The sequence below is a fragment of the Labrys okinawensis genome (genome assembly GCF_047345005.1).
In the GTDB taxonomy this organism is placed as follows: Bacteria; Pseudomonadota; Alphaproteobacteria; order Rhizobiales; family Labraceae; genus Labrys; species Labrys okinawensis.
The window spans coordinates 1,386,885-1,408,809 of sequence record NZ_CP178864.1; the positions used below are offsets into that span (position 1 = coordinate 1,386,885).

Here is a 21,925-nt window from a genome sequence, read left to right on the forward strand (position 1 = left end):
TTCGTTCACCTTGGCAATGTATGCCAGCCCGTGACAGTTTCACGACAAGGGCGAAAATTGGGGAGGCTTCGGTGACAAAGAAGGTGGCCAGGAAGAAAGAGGAAGACGGCTTGAAGCAGGCGATCGCCACCTTCCAGCTCGATGCAGAGCAACTGCCGCAGGTGATCGACGAAGCAGCCTTCGGCTCCGGTGACTACCCGCACAAGGAGAAGCTCAAGTCCAAGATCTATGAGCGGGACCTGCTCGCCTTGCAGATCGAATTGCTGAAAGCGATGGACTGGGTCCGGGGGCAGGGCGAGCGTGTGGCGGTGATCTTCGAGGGGCGCGACACCGCCGGCAAGGGCGGCGCGATCCACCGCTTCACCCAGCATCTGAGCCCGCGCGACGCGCGCGTCGTCGCCCTGCAGAAGCCGACGCCCACCGAGCAGGGGCAGTGGTATTTCCAGCGCTACGCCAGCCAGTTGCCCACCAAAGGCGAGATCACCATTTTCGACCGCTCCTGGTACAACCGCGGCGCCGTAGAACCGGTGATGGGCTTCTGCACGCCCGCACAGACCGATATGTTCCTGCACGAGGCGCCGCAATTCGAGGCCATGCTGGTGCGTGACGGCATCCGCCTGTTCAAGCTCTTCCTCACCATTGGTCAGGCCATGCAGCTCAAGCGCCTGCATGCCCGCCATGCCGATCCGCTCAAGCAGTGGAAGCTCTCGCCGATCGATCACCAGGCCGTGGGCAAATGGGAAGCCTATTCCAGCGCCTATGACCGCATGCTGGCGGCCACCGACACGGTCGATACGCCCTGGACCATCGTCAAGGCCAACGACAAATACCGCACGCGCCTTGCCACCATCCGGGGCGTGCTGGCGGGGCTGCCCTATCCCGACAAGGACGAGAAACTCGTGGGCGCCCAGGACCACAGGATCGTGCTGACGGCGGAACGCTTCCTCGCCAAGGGCGGGGAGGTATGAAGACGTGGGCGGGAGGCAAAGACGCGCTCGCGTTGCGCCCGCTTCCTTCATTCTCGTGGAACCAGCCAGCACCCATCACTGTTGTCCTCCGACACGACATCCGATGGTGCGGACCATGAAAAAAATTGCCGTTGCCCTGATCGCTGCTACGCTTCTCGCCGGCCCCGCCTTCGCGCAAGGCACCACCGAGCCTCCGCCGCCCAAGGGCAAGAAGCTCTCGGAACTGATTGCCAAGGTCGAAACCCGCGACAAATTCCTGTATATTTCGCAGATCGATTGGTCCGCGAGCGGTTACTACGACGTGATCTATTATACCTCGGACAAGGCGAAGGTGGAGCTTCATCTGGATGCCATGACAGGCGAGGCACAATAGCCTGCAGCGTTCAACCGAGCATGGGAGTTCAACGATGACTCATACGACCGAGCAGCGTATTCGCATGAAGGCCTACGAGATCTGGCTTCGTGAGGGATGCCCGGAGGGGAGCGATCAGCGGCACTGGGAGATGGCGAAGAAGTTCATCGCCGGCGAGGAAGCCAAATCCACGCTGACATCGCGTTTCTTCGAGGTTCCCGAGACGGATGAGGCCGCATCTCCGCCGGCCGCCATTGCCCCGGTCAAGCGCAAGGCCGCCCGGGTGTCCAAGGCAAAGCCGCATTGAGGCGTATCACCCGTCTGCGGCATCAATCTGATTGTTGAAGCGGATATCGTAGCGGGTTGCGATCCGGCGGAATCGGGAGGAATCGCAAAAGACGCGTTGCGGGCCATCGCCGCGGCAGTCGGCCTGGCGCTGCTGGCTATGGCGGTGGCGCTGTAGCCAGTTTCCCCTTCATCCAGGACGCCGCATCCTTGAGGCTGTCCGTTGCCTCTGCGAGCTTGCCGGCCTGCTTGAGGAAGCCGTGATCCATGCCCGGCACTGAAATGAAATGCGTGGCCGAGCCATTCAGCTCCAGCTTCCGGTGCAAGGCGAGGGAATCATCGAACACCGCGTCCTCTGCCGCGGCAAGGATATAGGTCGGTTCGTGGATGGCGGCGGCCTTGCTGAGCGGCGAGATCTCGTCGATCCGCACGTGCTTCTTGCCGTCGAGCAGGCGCCCATACATGGAGCGGAGCGCCTCGGCATCAAGGCCATTTTCCGGCGTACCGGCGCGGGTAATGCTGGCGCTCTCGGTGAGGCCGAAGCCACCGTAGAAGAGGGCGAGGCCCGCCACCGTGGCGCGGTGCTGCGGCGGCAAGCCGAGCAGGCCCCAGAGCGACACGCAGGCGCCAGCACTGTCGCCTGACAGGAAGAGCCGGAAATCACCGCCATGGGTGAAAAGCGAGGACGCCTTCGCACAGGCCGCAACTGCATCGTCGCGCTGGGCCGGAAAAGGGTATTCCGGCGTCAGCCGGTAGCGGGCCGACAGCACCGGCATGCCGGCGAAATGGGCGAGCCAGGCGGTGACGCCGCGGTGCGTGCGCGGGCTGCCGGCCAGGAAGCCGCCGCCGTGGAAATAGACGATCGCAACGCCGGGCTTCGGCCGGGGCGGGGTGAAGAGGAGGCCGCCCCGGAAAGCACCTTCCTCGCCAAGCTCGCTCTCCCCGACGTCGTCGGGCAGGGGGCCTTCCTGGAGGATGGCATCGGCGAGATGATGCTCGCGGAGCAGGGCCGGCGGCGACGTCGCCCATGAAATCTCGGTGTCCCGGCTCGAATCCATGGCCAGTCCTGCCTGGTCGGAGGCGTCAAAGGTGTGAGAAAGGTTGATCTACCATCATCGCCCGTGAAAAATCACGAGATCGAAGTGGTACCCAGCGGGTTGTTATCAGGTGATCCGGACCTACGCAAAGATCAAGATCTCACTCCCGTTGGCACAGCAGCCACGCGAGGTCATCAAATTCGCGATCCTGATTTTTCCAGGATTTCCAATGATGGCCTTCAGCTCGATCATCGAGCCCTTGCGCGCCGCCAACACTCTGGCCGGCAGAACCTGCTATTCCTGGATCACGGTGGGCCTGACGGGGGAAAGGGTGAGAGCCTCCAACGGCATCCATATCGAGCCCGACTACAGCGTGCGTACCGCGCCGCTGGCCGACCGGGTGGTGCTGAGCTCCGGCGGCGACGCCGACCATCTCATCGCCGAGGAGGCGCTGGCATGGATCCGGCGCAATCTCAGGGCAGACGCGCAACTGGGTTCTGTCTCTGACGCTGCCTTCTTCCTCGCCCGTGCCGGTCTGCTCGACGGCCATGCCTGCACGCTGCACTGGATCAGCCAGCCCGCCTTCCGGGAGGCGTTTCCGGACCTTGATCTGCGCCGCGACCTCTATGTCATCGACCGCAAGCGCTTCACCTCGGCAGGCGGCGTCGGGGCGCTCGACATGATGCTCGACCTCATCGGCAGCGATTATGGCGCCGAACTCTCCGCCGGCGTCGCCGAATGGTTCGTGCACAGTCCGCTGCGATCCAGCGTCGATCGCAAGCTGATGCCCCTGCGCCTGCGCACCGGCGTCCACGACGAACTCGTCCTTTCCGCCATCGCCATCATGGAGGACGAAGTAGAGGATCGCCTCAGCATTGCCAGCCTCGCCCAGCGGCTTGGCGTCTCGCCCGACAAGCTGGAGCGATCCTTCCGTGGCGAGGTGGGCGTCTCGCCGGGAACCTATTACCGGACTACGCGGCTGCGGCGGGCCCATGACCTCCTGGCGCACTCCACCCTGCCGGTCCGTGAGGTGGCGCTCTCCTGCGGTTTCTGGAGCGTGTCGAGCTTCTCGCGGGCCTTCCGAGAGCAATATGGCTACTCCCCGCGCGAGGTGCGAGCAGCTTAGAGCAAAACAGATTCGGCGGAATTCCGCACACTGCCTGCGGAATTCCGCACATTATGGCTCTGTAGGTTGGGGCATCCTTCGTGGCGGAAAGGATGCCACCATGAGTATTGTGGTTTTCAACCCGCACACCGTCGAGGACGTCGATTTCGCCGACAGTATGCGGCATCCCTCGATGCAGGATCCGGCCGGCGGCATGTGGCTCTCCGACACCGAGCCGTCCTTCATCGACACCGACGCGCTACGCAAGGGACGCCTCGCCAAGCTGAGGGCCTGGATGGCCGAGGCCGGCTATGGCGCCGTGCTACTGTTCGACCCCTATAATCAGCGCTATGCCACTGGCTCGCGCAACATGTTCGGCTATTTCCTGCGCAATTCCACGCGCTACTTCTTCGTTCCGACCGAAGGGCCGATCATCCTGTTCGAATATCCGCAGAGCTACCATGTTTCCATGGTGCTCGACACCGTGGACGAGGCCCGTCCGTCCAAGCTGGTGTGGTCCTCGGTATCGGGTCGCGACGATGAGACTGTGGGGCCCTTCGCCGACGAGATCGTCGATCTCATGAAGAGCCACGGCGGCGGCTCGATGAAGATCGGCATGGACCGCTGCACCCATCTTCAGGCTGCAGCACTCGAAAAGCGCGGCTGTGAGGTCAGGGATTGCCAGGGCGAGATCCTGGCTGTGCGCGCCATAAAGACACATGAGGAAGTCAAGTGCCTGCAGGCCAGCATGGCCGGCGCGGAGGCGGCGGTTTCGGCCGTGCGCGAAGCCATCAAGCCGGGCGTCTCCGAGAACGAACTCTTCGCCATCATGTATCATGAGGTGATCCGGCAGGGTGGCGAGTTCATCGAGACCAGGCTGCTCACCTCCGGACAGCGCACCAATCCTTGGTTCAACGAGGCGAGCGGCCGCAAGATCCGGCCCGGCGAACTGGTGGCTCTCGATACCGACACGATCGGCTGCTACGGCTACTACTCCGATTTTTCACGGACATTCCGCTGCGGCCCGGGCAAGCCAACGGCCTATCAAAAGATGCTGTACCGCATGGCGCATGACCAGGTGCAGCATAATATCGCCATCGTGAAGCCCGGCATGGCGTTCCGTGAGATCGCCGAGAAGGCCTGGAAGATCCCCTCCCGTTTTGTCGACCAGCGCTACACCTCGGTGATGCATGGCGTCGGGATGCATGGCGAAACGCCCTTCATCGCCCATGCCATCGACTACCAAACCTATGGCCGGGACGGCCATCTCGTGCCCGGCATGGTGGTCAGCGTCGAGAGCTATATCGGCGAGAAGGGCGGCCGGGAGGGCGTGAAGCTGGAGGACGAAATTCTCATTACCGAGACGGGCACCGAGCTGTTCTCCCGCTTCCCCTATGAGGACGACTTCCTGGAAGGCGAGATTTGAATGCGCAAGCTCCTGACGATCCCTCGCGGCAAGCTCGCCAGCCTGTCCATCGATCTGCAGGAAGAGCACAGGCACGACCAGCGCTACCAGGTCCATGCCTATGACAGGGTTCTCGCCAATGCGGCTCGCCTCCAGCAGGCCGCGCGAGCGAATGGCGTGCCGGTGCTCCATTGCGCCTATATCGTCGATACTGCCGAGGCCCGGACACGTCCCTTCCATCCGATGATGGCGGACGGCAGTTCGGCCTTCAGCGACAAGTCCAGCCCTCTGTCGGCGATCTGCCCTGAAGTCGCGCCATTGGATGGTGAGCCGGTGCTGGTGAAGTCGGACGCCAGCGCCTTCTGCGAGGGCTCTCTTGCCGGGCGCCTGAGGGCGGATGGCATCGAGTGGCTCTGTATCGCAGGTGTGTGGACGGAGGCCTGCATCGACGCCACCGTGAAGGACGCCGTACGGCTGGGGATCCGGGTACTGCTGGCTAAGGACGCCTGCGGCAGCGCCACGCCGGCCATGCACCAGACCGGCATCCTCAACCTCGCCAACCGTCTCTATGGCGGGGCCATCACCGATACCGACGGTGCTTGCCGCCTGATCGGCGGGGAGGACGTCGATGTCTGGACGATCGAGGGCTCCGTGCCGCTGCGCTTCAGTTTCGACAGCGCCGCCGCTGCCTACAGCCACCTCTAGCCGCGGGGCCGGCGATGGAAACGGTCAAGTACATCCACGGGAAACGGGGCTTGATCGCACAGTGCACCGACATTGCCACAGGGAACGTTCTCATGACACGCAAGTCTCGACTGGATGCCTCAGACCTTATCGTGGATCGTCGCGAACTGATGAAGAGCGCCGTGGCTCTGGGCCTCGGCTTTGGCGCCTTAGGTGTCCTCGGTGGCTCGGCGCGGGCTGCCGATGCGCCCAGGAAGGGCGGTACCTTCCGGATTGGCATGGAGGGCGGCTCGGCTTCGGATAGCCTCGACCCGCGCACCTTCGCCGACTCCATTCCGGAGAGCGTCGCCTACCAGATCTATAATGGCCTGATCGAGATCGGTGAGGATGGCAAGGCCAAGGGAGAGCTCTTGGAGAGCTGGGAATCCAAGCCCGGCGCGGTCGAATGGATCTTCAATGTCCGCAAAGGCATCACTTTCCATTCCGGTAAGACGCTCGATGCCGACGACATCATCTACTCGCTCAACCTGCATCGCGGCGACACCAAATCCGCTGCCAAGGACGTGCTCAGCGACATCAAGGAAATCAAGAAGTTGTCGCCGACGCAGATCCAGATCACGCTGGCTCGAGGCAACGTCAACCTGCCGTACAACCTGTCCGACTTCCACATCTACGGCGTCCCCCAGGGCCTCACGGACTTCTCGAAGCCCGACGGTACCGGCGCCTATAAGCTGGTCAGCTTCGAGCCCGGCGTGCGCGCCGTTACCAAGAATTCCGGAAGCTACTGGAAGGAAGGGCGCGGCAATTTCGATGCGGTCGAACTGCAGTATATTCCCGACACCACCGCCCGCATGCAGGCCCTGCTCGCCGGCCAGGTCGATGCGATCAACCGCATCGACCCCAAGACGGTGGCCATTATCTCCGCCTCGCCCGATGCCCAGATCGTGCAGACCAAGGGCACCGGCAATCGCTACTGCTTCGCGGCCCTGTGCGACACCGCGCCCTACGACAATATCGACCTGCGCTGGGCACTGAAGTACGGCATCGACCGCAAGAAGATCGTCGACACCGTCTATATGGGCTACGCGACCGTGGGCAACGACACTACCGTCAGCCCGATGAATCGCTTTTTCAACAAGGACTTGCCGCAGACGCCGTACGATCCGGAGAAGGCGGCTTTCCATTACAAGAAGGCGGGCAGCCCGAAGCTGGAGCTCAAGGTATCGGAGGGCGCCTTCTCAGGGGCGACTGATGCCGGCGTCCTCTACCAGGAAGCGATGAAGCAGGCCGGCATCGACCTCACCGTGACCCGCGTCTCCGGGGATGGCTACTGGTCCAATGTCTGGCTGAAGGTCCCGTTCTGCGCCGTGGCCTGGGAGGACCGCCCAGCCGTCGACATGCAGCTCTCGCAAACCTATCTGTCGGACGCGGCGTGGAATGATACCCACTGGAAGCGCCCGGAATTCGACAAACTCGTGATTGCCGCCCGCACCGAGGAGAACGAGGCCAAGCTGCATGAGATGTACAACGAAGCGCAGAAGATGATCCACGACGACGGCGGCATGATCTGCTACGCGGTCGGCGACTATCTCGACGGTTATGCCAAGAAGGTCGCTGGCGTGGCTCCGCATCCGCGCTTTGACATGTGCGACCTGCGCGTCGCAGAAAAGGCTTGGTTCACGGCGTAAGGAACGAGCCTCTCCTGTCTCATAGCTTCGGCGTGAGCATGTCGAAGCGGTCGCGGATGGTCGAGCAGGTGTCGCCGCCCAGGCGCGCAATGGCATCGATCCGGTCGGGATCGATTCGCAGGCGCTCGTCCACTACGCCTTCGCGAAAATGCGCGAAGACGATCTGGCCCAGGATGATCTGGCGGGATTTGCCCAGCTCCAACGTGACATGGCGCCGGCACTCGAAGGAGGCCGGCGCCTCCTTGATCCAGGGGGAGACTACTTTCTCCCCCGGCATGGCCGTCAATCCGGCCTCCTTCAGCTCGTCCACGCCGCGCGGATATTTGGCGCCGCACACATGCATGGCCTCGGCAATCGCATGAGAGACGATATTGACCGTGAAGACCTCGGTCACGCGGATATTGTGGCCGGTATCCTTGAAACTCATGTCGGGATGGTTCTCGACACCGAGCGCCAGAATCGGCGGATCGGCCGACAGGCAGTTGAAGAAGCTGAAAGGCGCAGCATTGATGCTGCCATGCTCGTCTACTGATGTCACGAGGGCGATGGGGCGGGGAATGATCGAGCCGATCATCAGCTTGTAGCGTTCGCGTTCGCCAAGCGTGCTGAAGTCGAAGCGGGTACGGTCCTGTTGCGTCATTTCGGTCTCAAGCGGTTTTCCTTGTCCCGGCCCAGGTCCGCAGGATTGCGGCGGCCTCCGTGTCGAGGTGCTGTTCGGCAGGGACGGCCCGTTTGTCGACCGTCGCTCCAGCTTCGCGCCGCAGCCTGTCGACATCGACAGGGTGGCGCTGCTCCCTGGTCAGCCCTGCCAAGGCATCGCCGGCCTGTGCCATTGAGGAGGCGTAATAGAGCCGGCCGATACCGGCGACCTCCATCACCGCCACGCACATCGCGCAGGGCTCGCAAGAGGTGTACATCTCGGCACCCGAGAGATCGATGCATTGCAGTCGGTGACAGGCATTCCGGATCGCCTCGACTTCGCTATGCGAGGTGGGATCGAAATGGGCAAGTGAGTGGTTCAGGCCTTCTCCGACGATGGCCCCATCCAGGACCACGACGGCACCAAAGGGCTCGGTGCCGGCTTTGTCGAGCGCCTGCCGCGACAGGGCAAGGGCCCTGCGCATGAAGGTCTCCTCATAGGCCATGGCTGGATCCCTTGCTGGTGCAGGTTGCTGGGTCTGCCAAGCAATCGCCGTGCCAGTGTCGGATTGGGTGAGGGGCTGTGACCTGGGCAGTCTCAGGGGGTCAAGCGCCCACGCCGCCGAGCTTGAAGATGCGCTTGGGCAGCAGTTCGCCGCGTTCGAGTTCGGCCAGCGCCACCAGCACGCCGCCGGACATCACCGCCGCCACGCCTTCGAAAATCGGCGCGTCGCGCCCGCGGAGGATGATGCTCTGGCCCCGCGCAAGACGGCTCGCATCATGCTGGGAAACAGCGAGTGTCGGCAGGGCTTCCAGCGCGGTTTCCACCGGCAGCAGGGCGTCTTCCATCGGCGGCAGGTCTTGCCCGCCGTCCTTCATGGCGCGCAATTCATCCGGCGTCACCGCGTCCTGCTCGTCGAATGTGCCGACCACGGCCCGGCGCAGGGTGGTGACGTGGCCGTAGCAGCCGAGATCCCGACCGAGGTCCCGGGCGATGGCGCGCACATAGGTGCCCTTGCCACACTCGGCCTCGAAGGTGGTGGCCTCGGCGCTGTTCTCGACGATCCTGAGCTCGTGGATATGGATCTCGCGGGCTTCGAGCTCGACCTCCTCGCCATCACGGGCGAGGTCATAGGCGCGCTCCCCATCGATCTTGATGGCCGAGAACTTTGGCGGCACCTGGCTGATCACGCCGGTATAGCGCGGCAGCAGCGCCTCGATCTCGGCCAGCGTCGGGCGCTTGTCCGAGGTCGCGATGGCCTCGCCCTCGGTGTCGTCAGTATTGGTCTCCACGCCCCAGGTCACGGTGAAGCGATAGACCTTGCGACCGTCCATCACATAGGGAACCGTCTTGGTGGCCTCGCCCAGTGCGATCGGCAGGATGCCCGAGGCGAGGGGATCGAGCGTACCGGCATGGCCGGCCTTCTTGGCGTTGAACACGCGCTTCACCACGGCGACGCCCTGTGTCGACGTCATGCCGACAGGCTTGTCGAGGATGACCCAGCCGTTGACCTCGACACGGTTCGAACGGGGGGCGCTCATACCTCGTCCTCCTCGGAGCCGGGGAGCTTCTGCTCGAGATCGCGGCTGACTTCCGGCTTGCGAAGGAGGCCATCGACCTTGGAGGCGTAGTCGAAAGTCGTGTCGAGCAGGAAGCGGAGATTGGGCGCGAACTTCATGGTCACGCGCCGCGCGATCAGGCCGCGCAGAAACTTGGCGTTGGCGGCCAGCGCCTTGATCACCGCCTCGCCGTCCTTGCCGCCCAGCGGCATGACATAGACGGTCGCGACCTTGAGATCGGGCGACATCCGCACCTCCGGCACGGTGATCACCCTGCCTTCGAGCATGGGATCCATGATCTCGCCGCGCTGCAGGGCTTCGGCAACGGCGTGGCGGATCAGTTCCGCGACACGCAATTGCCGCTGCGATGGGGCCTTGGAGGATGGGGGTGTCAGTCTGGGCATTGTTGCTTTCGTTGAAGTTCCGTTTGTCCGTCAGGGCAGCGCGTTGGCCGATCTATGCCGCTGCCACAGCCCGAGCAGGACATAGCTCAAGGCCAGCCCGGCGTTGAGAACCATGTCCAAGATATCATTCTCGCGCGAGATGCATCCCTCGGAGATGGCAAGATTATAGACCTGCTCGTCCACGAGAGGCGCCAGAGCGCCCATCGCCGCCATGATCCCCGTGACGGCCCCGGCCAGGAAGGTCAGCCAGGGCTTGCCCGCGAACCAGGCGATGAGAAGCCCCGCGACAACAGGCGCGTACCAGGCAGGACCCATGGCCAGGGGACCATTGGCGGACGTCCAGCCCGCGCCCGCCACCTTGTCGCACACCTGCGCCGCAGCAGGGCCAGCCTGTAGCGAGAGGGCTATGAGCCCAGCCAGGGCCATGCCCCCATGCCGCAAGGCGGTCCCGGCCAGGAGGATGGAGAAGCGGGCCATATCGGTCTGCACTAGAGCAAAATGCGTACAGGTAGGAACGGGTCTCAAGATTAACCTACTGGTACCAAAAGCATTTTGCGATTCTTGATGATTCGATCCGAAAGTAAAACGCACTGTACCTCCCGGGAACGGAATCGGTCTGCTCAAAAAGACATGGCCGGGACGAGCCCGGCCATGCTCGATCTCTCATGAGGCCGATCAGAGCGTGCGCTTGATCTCCTCGACGCGATAGCACTCGATGACGTCGCCAGCGCGCATGTCCTGGTAGTTTTCGAAGGCCATGCCGCATTCCTGACCGACCTGGACTTCCTTGACTTCGTCCTTGAAGCGCTTGAGCGTCGAGAGCTTGCCTTCGTGGATGACCACGTTGTCGCGGATGAGGCGGACATTGGCGCCACGCTCGACATGGCCATCGGTGACGCGGCAGCCCGCGACCTTGCCGACCTTCGAAATGTTGAACACTTCGAGGATCTGCGCATTGCCGAGGAACTCTTCCCGCAATGTCGGAGCCAACAGGCCCGAGAGCACGCCCTTCACGTCATCCACGAGGTTGTAGATGATGTTGTAGTAGCGAATCTCGGTGCCGGTGCGCTCGGCCGCTTCGCGTGCTTCCTTGTGGGCGCGCACGTTGAAGCCGATCACCGCGGCGCCGGAGGCCTCGGCCAGCGTGATGTCGGATTCGGTGATGCCGCCGACACCCGAATGGATGACACGAGCCTTCACCTCATCATTGCCCACCTTGTCGAGGGCGCCGATGATCGCTTCCACCGAACCCTGCACGTCGGCCTTGACGACCAGCGGCAGCTCGCGGGCACCTGTGCCAGCCTTGACGGCGGCCATCATGTCGGCGAGCGAACCACGGCCGGTCGACAGGCGCACGGCAGCGTTTTCGCGCTTCTGGCGCTCGCGATATTCGGTAATCTCGCGGGCACGGGCCTCGTTCTCGACAACCGCGACGCGGTCGCCCGCTTCCGGCGTGCCATTGAAGCCGAGCACCTCGACGGGAACCGACGGACCGGCCTCCGACATGTTGGCACCGACATCGCTGATGAGGGCGCGCACGCGGCCCCATTCGGCGCCGGCGACGACGATATCACCGACCCTGAGCGTACCGCGCTGCACCAGGACCGTGGCGACCGGGCCGCGCCCGCGGTCGAGCTTGGCTTCGATAACGGTGCCCTCGGCCGGACGTTCCGCATTGGCCTGCAGGTTGAGGATCTCGGCCTGCAGCTGGATGGCCTCCAGCAGCTTGTCGAGATTGGTGTGCTGCTTGGCGGAAACCTCGATTTCGAGGGTCTCGCCGCCCATGCTCTCGACCTGCACATTGTGCTGCAGCAGCTCGGTGCGCACGCGCTCGGGCTTGGCGTCCGGCTTGTCGATCTTGTTGATCGCCACGATCATCGGCACCTTGGCGGCGGCCGCGTGATTGATGGCTTCCACCGTCTGCGGCATGACGCCGTCGTCGGCAGCCACCACTAGCACGACGATATCCGTCACCTTCGCACCGCGGGCGCGCATGGCCGTGAAGGCTGCGTGGCCGGGCGTGTCGATGAAAGTGATCTTGCCGCCGAGCGGCGAGGTCACCTGATAGGCGCCGATATGCTGGGTGATGCCGCCGGCTTCGCCGGAGACCACATTCGCCTTGCGGATCGCGTCGAGCAGCGAAGTCTTGCCGTGGTCGACATGGCCCATGATGGTCACGACCGGCGGGCGCGGCTCCAGATGATCGTCGATATCCGCTTCGCCGAACAGGCCCTCCTCGACATCCGCTTCCGACACGCGCTTGGCAGTGTGGCCGAGTTCTTCCACGATCAGCTGCGCAGTATCGCCATCGATCACGTCGTTGATCTTCTTCATCTCGCCCTGCTTCATCAGGAGGCGGATGACATCAACGGCGCGTTCCGACATGCGGTTGGCGAGTTCCTGGATGGTGATCGCTTCCGGAATCACCACCTCACGCATGATCTTTTCTTTGGTCTCGACCACGCGGTGGCCGGTCATGCGCTGAGTGCGGCGGCGGAAGGAGGCGACCGAACGCGTGCGCTCGTCCTCATCACCCGTCGCGCTGGTCACGGTCAGGCGGCCACGGCCCTTCTGTTCGGTGACACGAGGCGTTGCTTCGCGGCGCGGGGCGGCGGCGGCGCCGCGACCGGCACCACCAGGACCGCGGCGCACGCCACGGCCGCCCTCGTCATCGTCGACGACGGTGCGGGCACGGGCGGGACCGCCGACATTGCGGCCTGCGGGCGGCGTGATTGCCGGCTCGGCGGGCGCAAAGGCGGACACGCCGCGATTGGCGCCGAAACCACCGCCGCCAGGGCGACGGTCGCCAAAGCTCGAACCGCCTTCGCGCGGCGGACCACGACGTTCGCCAAAGCCACCGCCTGCGCCGCCTTCACGGGGCGGACCACGACGCTCGCCAAAGCCGCCTGCGCCTTCGCGAGGCGGGCCGCGGCGTTCGCCGAACGGAGCGGCGCCATCACGCGGGGGACCGCGACGCTCACCGCCGGGGCCTGCGCCGCCTTCGCGCGGCGGACGACGATCGCCATAGGGGGCGCTGCCTTCACGCGGGGGGCGACGGTCAGTGAAACCTTCGCGGCGTTCGCCTTCGCGGCGCTCGCCATAACCGCCAGCGGGTCGCGGCGCGCCGGCATCGCGGGGAGCGGGCGCTGCCTCGCCGAGATGACGACGGGCTTCGGCCTCGCCGTGACGACGAGCTTCTTCCTCGCGGCGATGACGCTCTTCTTCCTCACGCTTGCGCGCTTCGGCGATCTTGCGCTCTTCTTCGCGGCGCGCTTCCTCCGCGGCGCGGCGAATCGCTTCCTCGGCGGCGCGCTTGCGATCCTCGGCCTCACGGACACGAGCCTCGGCAAGCACGCGGGTGCGCGCGTCCATTTCCTCGTTCGACAGCGTACGCAGCACCATGCCGGCGCCGGGGCGATTGCCGCCCGAACGCTGGCCGCCTTGCTGCGGGCGGCCCTGCTGGCCGGGACGGTTGGCCTGCGGCTGCTGGCCGGGGCGACCCTGGACCTGCGGCTGCGCCGGACGCGGCACTGCAGCCACCGGCGCAGGGGCTTCGGTGCGCGGAGCAGGTGCGCTTACGGCAGGAGGGGGCGGCGTGGGAGCAACAGCGGGAGCGGCGGCCACCGGGGCAGGCGCCTGAACGGGCTTGGGTGCCTCGACGACGGGCTTGGGAGCCTCGACGGGCTTTGGCGCTTCCACCACCTTGGCGACCTCGACCGGGCGCGGCGCGGGAGCGGCCTGCTGTGGAGCAGGCGCCGGCGGCTGCGGCACTGGGCGCGGGGGCACTGTCGGGGCCTGCGGCACCGGACGCGGCGGCGGCGCGGCAGCGGCGGGCTGCTGCTGGGGTGCCGGCGTGGGAGTGGGCCCTGACGGACGCCGCTTCACCGTCTCGACGACGACTGTCTTGGTACGGCCATGCGAAAAGCTCTGGCGCACCGTATCCGGCGCGCTCGAAGGCCGCTTCAGAGTCAACGTCTTGGTGGGCGTAACAGTCAGCGTATCGCCCGGGTTCTTCGTATCAGTCATTCCGTGCCAAATCCTGCGGGTCGCCCCGTTTCATACAAAAGTTCAGATGACGTCGTCGCCGTCTTGCGACGGGGCGGCATCTTGCGTTGAGGGTTCGTCGTCCGCTTGCAGCGGGGCTTTCAGGGATGGAACGTCCTCGGCCGAAGCCAGTCCGCCATCCCGCCAGAAAGCGAGCGCTGCAACGCGATCCAGGAAACCGGTTGCCGCCGGGCCCGCGCAGAGCGCAGCATGTATCACATTTGTCCGCCCTAATGCCAAATCCAAATGGGCGGAATCGAGATTCATTATGATGTCGGGTGCATTTTTATCCAAATAGGCGCGCCGGACGGCCTGCGCAAGCTTCCTTGCCCCATCTTCCGCTCCATCCCGGGCCTGAATCAGGGCCACGATACGTTGCGAGAGTCGTTCGGAATCGAGCGCGTCCATCACCTTGGCAAAGCCCGAAATCACCAGCCCGGCCTTGTTGGCGAAGCTGAGCATGTCGAGCACGGCCTTTTCGAGCAGCGTCTCGACCATGTCTGGCAGCATCGGGGGAACTTCGACCGGACGCTTCAGCGAGCGGGCGAAGGCCTTCCTGCGGATCGCTTCGTTGAAGCTCGCCCGGTTGGCGGTGACCCAGACGCCACGGCCCGGCAGCAAACGCTTGAGGTCGGGCGTCAGAACCCCATCGGGTGAGGGGACCAGGCGGATCAGCGTGTCGACAGGCCGCACGAGGCGCGTGGCGACGCACAGGCGCTCGCGCGCCCGGCGGTCATCTCGCTCTTCGAAGCTCGGCGTTGTCAACACGGCGGGTCATGCTCCGTGCTCGGCAGATGCAGTTTCTTCGCCGGCGGCTTCTTCTTCGTCGGCTTCCTCGGGAGCCTCGATCCAGCCGGCCTTGACGCGGGCAGCCATGATGATCGCCTCGGCCTCGTCGCGCGTGAGATCGAAGCCGTCGAGATAGCCAGCGTGCTTGGTGGTCTCGCCATCCTTGCGCTCGGTCCAGCCGACGAGATCGTCGGTGGCGCAGCCGGCGAGATCCTCGACCGACTTAACGTCGTTCTCGCCGAGAGCCACCATCATGGCGGTGGAGACACCCTCGACATCCTTGAGTTCGTCCTCGACACCCAGCGCCTTGCGCTTGGCGTCGAATTCGGCCTCGACCGCATTGAGATAGTCGCGGGCGCGGGTCTGGATCTCGGCCGCCGTTTCCTCGTCGAAGCCCTCGATCGAGGACACGTCGGAGGGATCGACATAGGCGACTTCCTCCACCGTACGGAAGCCTTCCGACGCCAGCAACTGGCCGACGACTTCGTCGACATTCAGGGCGGTCATGAAGGTCTGCGTACGCGCCACGAATTCCTTCTGGCGGCGCTCGCTTTCCTCGGCCTCGGTAAGGATGTCGATGTCCCAGCCGGTCAGTTGCGACGCCAGGCGCACATTCTGGCCGCGACGGCCGATGGCCAGCGACAGCTGGGCTTCCGGCACCACGACCTCGATCTTCTCGGAATCTTCGTCGAGCACCACCTTCGACACTTCGGCAGGCTGCAGCGCGTTGACGATGAAGGTGGCCACATCCGGCGACCAGGGGATGATGTCGATCTTCTCGCCCTGCAGTTCGCCAACCACGGCCTGCACGCGCGAACCGCGCATACCGACGCAGGCGCCTACCGGGTCGATGGAGGAATCGCGCGAGATCACGGCGATCTTGGCGCGCGAGCCGGGATCGCGGGCCACGGCCTTCACCTCGATCACGCCGTCATAGATCTCAGGCACTTCCTGCTCGAAGAGCTTGGACATGAACTGGGGATGGGTGCGCGACAGGAAGACCTGCGGGCCGCGCTGCTCGCGGCGCACGTCGAAGAGATAGGCACGGATGCGGTCGCCCGGGCGGAAGACCTCGCGCGGCAGCAATTCGTCGCGGCGCACCACGGCTTCGCCGCGGCCGAGATCGACGACGACATTTCCATATTCCACACGCTTGACCAGGCCGTTTACCACCGTGCCGACGCGGTCCTTGAACTCGTCGAACTGGCGGTCGCGCTCGGCCTCGCGCACCTTCTGCACGATGACCTGTTTGGCGGACTGGGCAGCGATACGGCCGAAATCGAAGGGCGGGAGGGTCTCGGCGATCCAATCGTCGATCTGGGCGGCCGGGTTCTTGCGGCGAGCGTCCTCGACCAGGATCTGCGTGGCGTCGTTCTCGATCTGGTCGACCACCTGCAGCAGGCGGGACAGGCGGATCTCGCCGGTCTTGGGATTGATCTCGGCGCGGACTTCCGTCTCCTGGCCATAGCGCGAGCGCGCGGCCTTCTGGATCGCATCTTCCATGGCGGCAAGCACGATCTGGCGGTCGATCACCTTTTCACGGGCGACGGCATCGGCGATTTGCAGGAGTTCCAGGCGATTCGCGCTGACGGCCATGGTTCTTTCCTCTCAGCGAGTTTTTGGTTGCTTGTGCGGCTTATGGTTCCGCGGATTATTGGGCTGCGGAGCCTCCTCGGCGTCCAACTCAGCCTCGTCTTCTGCCTCGATCTGCGCTGCCAGTGCCTTGGAGGCGGCCTTCGCACGGCGAAGCGATTCCGTCACCAGCGCGTCGGTCAAAATGAGATGGGCTTCGCTCATCTCATCGATCTTCAGTTCGACGTCGGTGGCTTCGCCGGGCTGGGCATCCGTGCGGCGGACCTTGGCCTTGTTGCCCTCGCCCCCCAGCAGGATACCACGAAAGCGACGGCGACCGGCGACGATCAGAGTCATCTCGATCTTGGCCTCATGGCCGGCCCAGCGCTGGAAGTCGGAGGCGCGCACCAGCGGCCGGTCGATCCCAGGCGAGGAAACTTCCAGGTGATAAGCCTTGCCGATGGGATCATCGACATCGAGCACCGGCGAAACGGCCTTGGAGACCTCTTCGCAATCATCCACCGTCATGGAGCCGTCGGGCCGCTCGGCCATGATCTGCACGGTGCCGCCATTGGTCCCCGTGAGGCGCACGCGCACCAGGCGATAGCCCATCGGCAGGATGGTGCGCTCCACGATCTCGGCCACCCGCGCGGCAACGCCCGTCTCGGTGAGACGGCGTGGCTCATTCAGGGCATCGGCCGCAAGATCGGCTTCGCTGACAATGTTGGATCCGGGCTCGGACAAGCAACCCTCGAAACAAAAAGAGCGGGTCCCGGGTGGGGCCCACTCTCACAAACCAACGATCCATGGACCGTCTATGAGATGTCTCATCGAGACAGCCGCAATATAGGGATTTTTCGCAGGCGTGCAAGAAGGGAATTATTCACCTTGTGCACGCCGTCCCGTTGACGTCGCCACCAGCGCCTATCCGCTGCCGGACCCGAGAACCTGGCTCACCCTCTCGCCGGCCCCGCGCTGTCGCGCTTGTCGAGCTCCCCCTTCAGCACCGTCACGCGGGGCGGGGCTGCCTCCCCCTTGATCATGCCGAGCAGGATCTCGGCTCCCGTCGAGCCCAGTTCGAAACGTGGCTGGCGGATCGTGGTCAGGGTCGGCTCGACATATTCGCCGATCTCGATGCCGTCGAAGCCGACGATGGAGACGTCCTCGGGCACGCGCACGCCCGCGCGCCTGATCGTCTTCATGAAGGCGATGGCCATCTCGTCGGAACAGGAGACCACGCCGGTCGGGCGTCGTTCGAGCTTCAGGAAGGCCTCGCCGGCAGCAACTCCCGAAGCGAAGTCGTAATTGCCTTCGAAGCGGACGAAATCGTCAGGTCCCAGACCCGCTGCCGCTAGCTCGGCGAGGAAACCGGGGTAACGCTCGACCTCGTTGAAATTCCCTTCCGGGCCAGCGATGTAGGCGAGGTGCCGATGGCCCATCTCGATCAGATAGCGGGTCTGCGCCCGGCAGCAGACTTCGTCATCCACCAGCACGGCGGGGATGTTCGGCCCGTCGGCCTCGGCGCAGATGGCGACGATCGGCATGCCGGAATCGATGATCGAGCGCCCGCCATAGGCGGGCACGGCATTGGAGAGCACCAGCGCGCCGTCGATGAAGCCGCCAAAGACGAGGTCGACCAGATGCTTTTCAGTGTTGTCGTCGTGGATACCGAGATTGCCCATCAGCACCGAATAGCCGGCCTGGCCGAGGGCGACGTCGATGCCGCGCAGCACCTCGCTGAAGAAGGGCGGGTTGCGCCTTTTGCCCACCACCACCAGCACCGTCCTGGACGAGCCGGCGCGCAATTGGCGGGCGGCGACATTGGGCGTGTAGCCGAGTTGCCGCACCGCGGCGAACACGCGCTCGCGCGTCTCCTCCAGCACGCGGTCGGGAAAGGTGAGGGCGCGGCTGACCGTGGCGGTGGAGACGCCGGCGGCACGCGCGACATCGCCGATGCGGGCCTTGGCGGCTTCCCTCGGGTCCCTGCGCTGCACTCGCTTTGCTCTTGGTTTAGCGGAAGCCATGGCTATTACCGTTCGCTAAGATGCTGATCGCTCAACAAAAGCACGCCTGTTTCTCTCCTTGCGCGCCTCTTTCGGCTCCTGCAACTCCCCCCTTGACATGAACCTCGATCGCAATCAATATCCTCAAGCGTGCAATCGATTACATAAACTAAAGATGCAACGCTTCAGGGAGAATGTCCATGGTAAAAATGTCTGAAATTTTGCCGGCCCGTTATTCCCGTACCGCTATCGCGGTCGTACTGGCAAGCCTCGCTTTGGCAGGTTCCGCCCTGGCGCAGGACAAGCCCAAGGCCGAAGTGATGCATTGGTGGACCTCGGGTGGCGAAGCTGCGGCCGTCAAAGTCTTCGCGGATCAGTATGCAAAGGCCGGAGGCGTCTGGGTCGATGCGGCCGTGGCCGGTGGCGAGGCTGCCCGCGCCGCCGCGATCAACCGCATTGTCGGCGGCAATCCGCCCACTGCCTCGCAGTTCAATACCGGCAAGCAGTTCGATGACCTCGTCAGCCAGGGCCTGTTGAATACGCTCGACCAGGTCGCCGACGAGGGCAAGTGGAAGACCTTCCTGCCGCCGGCCTTCGTGGAGGCGGCGAGCCGTGATGGCCATTTCTACGCAGTTCCCGTCAATGTGCACGGCCAGAACTGGGCCTTTTATTCCAAACCGGTGCTCGACAAGGTGGGCATCGCCGCGCCGCCCAAGGATTGGGACGAGTTCTTTGCGGATATGGACAAGATCAAGGCCGCCGGCCTGATCCCCATCGCCCTGGGCGGCCAGCCCTGGCAGGAACACATCCTCTTCAACGACATCCTGCTTTCCATCAGCAAGGACACCTATCTCAATCTCTATGACAAGCATGATGTGACCGCGACCGCCACGCCGGAATTCAAGAAGGCAGCCGAGATCTTCGGCAAGATGCGCGACTATTTCGATCCGGGTGCACCGGGCCGCAACTGGAATGATGCGACGGCCCTGCTGATCACCGAAAAGGCCGGCGTGCAGTTCATGGGCGACTGGGCCAAGGGCGAATTCAAGGCGGCCAAGAAAGAGGCCGGCAAGGATTTCTACTGCCAGATGGGCCTCAGCGATGGCGAGCTGATGATCGGCGGCGACGTCTTCGTGTTCCCCAAGACCGCCGACGCCGCCCAGCTCAAGGCACAGAATCTGCTTGCGACGACCATGCTGTCGCCGGAAACGCAGGTGCTGTTCAACATCCAGAAAGGCTCGATGCCCGTCCGCACCGACGTCGATGCCAGCAAGTTCGACAGCTGTGCCCAGAAGGGCATGAAGCTTCTGGCCGATCCCTCGCACCAGACCCCGGTGGTCGACCTCCTGCTTACCGCCGACCTCAGTGGTACGCTGGATGACGTCATCACCAACTTCCTCAACAACAAAAGCGCCACGGTGGACGATTTCATCGCCAAGTTCACCGAAGCGATGAAGGCAGCGAACTGATCCTGCCGGGACCTGCAGGTTTCTCAGCGGCATTGAACTTTGCGCGATGCCGCCGAGCCGCAGCCTGCGGTCTCAGCATGCCTCGATCTTGGAAGACTGCGCCCGAGGGAGGTCACCATGACCGCGCCTGCACGATTGCCGTCTCAACCGCGCCCGTTTCGCCTGACCATGGCCACAGTCGCGCTTTTGCCCGCTTGGATCATTGTTGTTGTCGCCTATCTGGGCACCATGGCATGGACGGTGGTGATCTCCTTCACCAGTTCCAAGCTGTTGCCGGTCTATCATTTTGTAGGCTTCGAGCAATATGTGCGGCTGTTCACCTCCGACCGCTGGCAGGTCTCGATCTGGCATCTGGCCGTGTTCGGGGTGTTGTTCATCGTGCTGTGCCTCATCGTCGGTTTTCTGCTCGCTGTGGCGCTGGACCAGAAAATCCGCTTCGAGAATACCTTCCGCACCATCTTTCTTTACCCCTATGCCATGTCCTTTATCGTCACGGGCCTGATCTGGCAGTGGCTGATGAATCCCGAACTCGGCATCCAGAACACCGTGCGAGGGCTTGGCTGGACCAGCTTCACCTTCGATTGGGCGGTGAACAACAATCTGGCGGTGTTCGCCCTGGTTATCGCTGCGGTCTGGCAAGCCTCAGGCCTGGTCATGGCCCTGATGCTGGCCGGCCTTCGCGGGGTCGACACCGAATTGTGGAAGGCGGCGAAGATCGACGGCATCCCTTCCTGGCGGGTCTATGTCTCGATCATCATCCCAATCCTGACGCCGACGATCACCACGGCCACCGTCCTGCTCTCGATTTCGGTGATCAAGGTCTATGACCTTGTCGTCGCGCTCACCAACGGCGGCCCGGGGACATCCTCGGAAATGCCGGCCAAATTCGTGATGGACAATCTCGGCCAGCGCCAGAACATCGGCCTCGCCACTGCAGCCTCCACCGTCATGCTGATAACGGTGATCTGCGTCGTCTCGCCCTGGCTCTATTACACCTATTTCCGCAGGCAGGGAGGACGGATGTGATGAGCGACACCGCCATCCAGCCAAGGGGACGCCGCCCCGCGGGTCTCACCCCCGGTCGTGCCGGCGTCTATGTCTTCCTTGCGATCGCGGCGGCATTCTTCCTTCTGCCAGCCGTCATCATGGTGCTGACCTCGCTCAAGACCATGGAGCAGATCCGGCTGGGGCATATCTTTTCATTGCCCGAGAGCCTGGATTTCACTGCCTGGGGCACCGCATGGTCGAGCGCCTGCACGGGCCTGAACTGCAACGGCATTAGCGTCGGCTTCCTCAATTCGGTGAAGATCCTGGTGCCGAGCACCATCATCTCGATCTCGGTCGGAGCGATCACCGGCTATGCGCTGTCTCTATGGAATGTGCGCTGGGCCAATGTCCTGTTCGGCATACTGCTGATCGGCGCGTTCATCCCCTATCAGGTTTTCATCTACCCACTGGTACGGTTCTCGTCGATGGCGGGTATCTTCCAGACCCTGCCTTGCATCATCACCATCCATACCATCTTCGGTCTGCCGTTGATGACGCTGATCTTCCGCAATTATTACGCCAGCCTGCCGATCGAACTCTTCAAGGCCGCGCGCGTGGACGGCGGCGGCTTCTGGCAGATCTTCTTCTACGTGATCCTGCCGATGTCGACGCCGATGATCGTGGTGGCGGCGATCCTGCAGATTACCGGCATCTGGAACGACTTCATCCTCGGATTGAATTTCGCGGGCAGCACCAACTCACCGATGACGGTGCTCCTCAACAATATCGTCAACTCGACCACGGGCGAGCGTGTCTACAACGTCAATATGGCGGCAACCATCCTCACCGCCGCCGTCCCGCTCGCCGTCTATTTCATCTCTGGTCGCTGGTTTGTGCGCGGTATCGCCGCCGGCGCAGTCAAAGGCTAGCAAAA

At 63.8% G+C, this 21,925-nt stretch carries 20 protein-coding genes and 1 pseudogene; 10 read left to right on the forward strand and 11 right to left on the reverse strand.

What is annotated here, in order from left to right; translation table 11 throughout:
- Positions 1–56 precede the first annotated feature (56 nt).
- The 3 genes from ppk2 (at position 57) to ACMDCR_RS06665 (ending at position 1,627) form a co-directional block, all read left to right on the forward strand.
- Positions 57–968, forward strand: a complete 912-nt coding sequence (gene ppk2 / locus ACMDCR_RS06655) for a polyphosphate kinase 2 (protein ID WP_413993552.1) — start codon at positions 57–59, stop codon at positions 966–968.
- A 115-nt stretch (positions 969–1,083) separates the two neighbouring features.
- Positions 1,084–1,341: a PepSY domain-containing protein gene (locus ACMDCR_RS06660; protein ID WP_413991768.1), complete on the forward strand. Its 258-nt coding sequence runs from the start codon at positions 1,084–1,086 to the stop codon at positions 1,339–1,341.
- Between the two features lie 34 nt (positions 1,342–1,375).
- Entirely contained in the window at positions 1,376–1,627 is a 252-nt protein-coding gene (locus ACMDCR_RS06665) for a DUF2934 domain-containing protein (protein ID WP_413991769.1), read from the forward strand.
- A 136-nt stretch (positions 1,628–1,763) separates the two neighbouring features.
- Here ACMDCR_RS06665 and ACMDCR_RS06670 read toward each other — a convergent pair whose 3' ends face one another.
- On the reverse strand, positions 1,764–2,663 hold the full coding sequence (locus tag ACMDCR_RS06670) for an alpha/beta hydrolase (protein ID WP_413991770.1): 900 nt from the start codon (positions 2,661–2,663) through the stop codon (positions 1,764–1,766).
- 208 nt (positions 2,664–2,871) lie between these two features.
- Here ACMDCR_RS06670 and ACMDCR_RS06675 point away from each other — a divergent pair, with 208 nt between their 5' ends.
- From ACMDCR_RS06675 to ACMDCR_RS06690, 4 genes are all read left to right on the forward strand, one after another.
- Positions 2,872–3,768 carry a GlxA family transcriptional regulator gene (locus ACMDCR_RS06675; protein WP_413991771.1) on the forward strand — a complete coding sequence of 299 codons (897 nt, stop codon included), beginning with the start codon at positions 2,872–2,874 and terminating at the stop codon, positions 3,766–3,768.
- Positions 3,769–3,868: 100 nt separating this feature from the next.
- On the forward strand, positions 3,869–5,173 hold the full coding sequence (locus ACMDCR_RS06680; RefSeq protein WP_413991772.1) for a M24 family metallopeptidase: 1,305 nt from the start codon (positions 3,869–3,871) through the stop codon (positions 5,171–5,173).
- Positions 5,174–5,857, forward strand: a complete 684-nt coding sequence (locus ACMDCR_RS06685; RefSeq protein WP_413991773.1) for an isochorismatase family protein — start codon at positions 5,174–5,176, stop codon at positions 5,855–5,857.
- A 92-nt stretch (positions 5,858–5,949) separates the two neighbouring features.
- Complete coding sequence (locus ACMDCR_RS06690) at positions 5,950–7,524, forward strand: ABC transporter substrate-binding protein (protein WP_413991774.1); 1,575 nt, start codon at positions 5,950–5,952, stop codon at positions 7,522–7,524.
- Between the two features lie 19 nt (positions 7,525–7,543).
- Here the strand turns inward: ACMDCR_RS06690 and ACMDCR_RS06695 are convergent, their stop codons facing one another.
- The 10 genes and pseudogenes from ACMDCR_RS06695 to ACMDCR_RS06740 all read right to left on the reverse strand — a co-directional run bounded on the left by ACMDCR_RS06695 (position 7,544) and on the right by ACMDCR_RS06740 (position 18,526).
- Positions 7,544–8,164: a flavin reductase family protein gene (locus tag ACMDCR_RS06695; RefSeq protein WP_413991775.1), complete on the reverse strand. Its 621-nt coding sequence runs from the start codon at positions 8,162–8,164 to the stop codon at positions 7,544–7,546.
- 7 nt (positions 8,165–8,171) lie between these two features.
- Complete coding sequence (locus ACMDCR_RS06700; protein WP_413991776.1) at positions 8,172–8,669, reverse strand: nucleoside deaminase; 498 nt, start codon at positions 8,667–8,669, stop codon at positions 8,172–8,174.
- A 100-nt stretch (positions 8,670–8,769) separates the two neighbouring features.
- Positions 8,770–9,768 (reverse strand): annotated as a pseudogene (truB, locus tag ACMDCR_RS06705) (tRNA pseudouridine(55) synthase TruB); the annotation flags it as partial.
- Positions 9,702–10,127 (reverse strand): 30S ribosome-binding factor RbfA, encoded by a 426-nt coding sequence (rbfA, locus tag ACMDCR_RS06710; RefSeq protein WP_413991777.1) that lies wholly within the window; start codon positions 10,125–10,127, stop codon positions 9,702–9,704. The gene rbfA and the pseudogene truB, both read right to left, overlap by 67 nt.
- Before the next feature lie 30 nt (positions 10,128–10,157).
- Entirely contained in the window at positions 10,158–10,604 is a 447-nt protein-coding gene (locus ACMDCR_RS06715; protein ID WP_413991778.1) for a hypothetical protein, read from the reverse strand.
- A gap of 198 nt (positions 10,605–10,802) precedes the next feature.
- A complete protein-coding gene (gene infB, locus ACMDCR_RS06720; RefSeq protein ID WP_413991779.1) occupies positions 10,803–14,153 on the reverse strand; it encodes a translation initiation factor IF-2 in 3,351 nt (1,116 codons plus the stop codon).
- A gap of 42 nt (positions 14,154–14,195) precedes the next feature.
- Positions 14,196–14,939 carry an RNA-binding protein gene (locus tag ACMDCR_RS06725; protein WP_413991780.1) on the reverse strand — a complete coding sequence of 248 codons (744 nt, stop codon included), beginning with the start codon at positions 14,937–14,939 and terminating at the stop codon, positions 14,196–14,198.
- Between the two features lie 6 nt (positions 14,940–14,945).
- Positions 14,946–16,556 carry a transcription termination factor NusA gene (nusA, locus tag ACMDCR_RS06730; protein WP_413991781.1) on the reverse strand — a complete coding sequence of 537 codons (1,611 nt, stop codon included), beginning with the start codon at positions 16,554–16,556 and terminating at the stop codon, positions 14,946–14,948.
- A gap of 12 nt (positions 16,557–16,568) precedes the next feature.
- Positions 16,569–17,276 (reverse strand): ribosome maturation factor RimP, encoded by a 708-nt coding sequence (gene rimP, locus ACMDCR_RS06735; RefSeq protein ID WP_413991782.1) that lies wholly within the window; start codon positions 17,274–17,276, stop codon positions 16,569–16,571.
- Positions 17,277–17,485: 209 nt separating this feature from the next.
- Positions 17,486–18,526, reverse strand: coding sequence for a LacI family DNA-binding transcriptional regulator (locus tag ACMDCR_RS06740; RefSeq protein ID WP_413991783.1), 1,041 nt, complete (start codon positions 18,524–18,526; stop codon positions 17,486–17,488).
- A gap of 209 nt (positions 18,527–18,735) precedes the next feature.
- Here ACMDCR_RS06740 and ACMDCR_RS06745 point away from each other — a divergent pair, with 209 nt between their 5' ends.
- The 3 genes from ACMDCR_RS06745 (at position 18,736) to ACMDCR_RS06755 (ending at position 21,920) form a co-directional block, all read left to right on the forward strand.
- Complete coding sequence (locus ACMDCR_RS06745; protein ID WP_413991784.1) at positions 18,736–20,004, forward strand: ABC transporter substrate-binding protein; 1,269 nt, start codon at positions 18,736–18,738, stop codon at positions 20,002–20,004.
- 117 nt (positions 20,005–20,121) lie between these two features.
- On the forward strand, positions 20,122–21,030 hold the full coding sequence (locus tag ACMDCR_RS06750) for a carbohydrate ABC transporter permease (RefSeq protein WP_413991785.1): 909 nt from the start codon (positions 20,122–20,124) through the stop codon (positions 21,028–21,030).
- Positions 21,030–21,920, forward strand: a complete 891-nt coding sequence (locus ACMDCR_RS06755) for a carbohydrate ABC transporter permease (protein WP_413991786.1) — start codon at positions 21,030–21,032, stop codon at positions 21,918–21,920. Before ACMDCR_RS06750 ends, ACMDCR_RS06755 begins: the two co-directional genes overlap by 1 nt.
- The last annotated feature ends 5 nt before the right edge of the window (positions 21,921–21,925 follow it).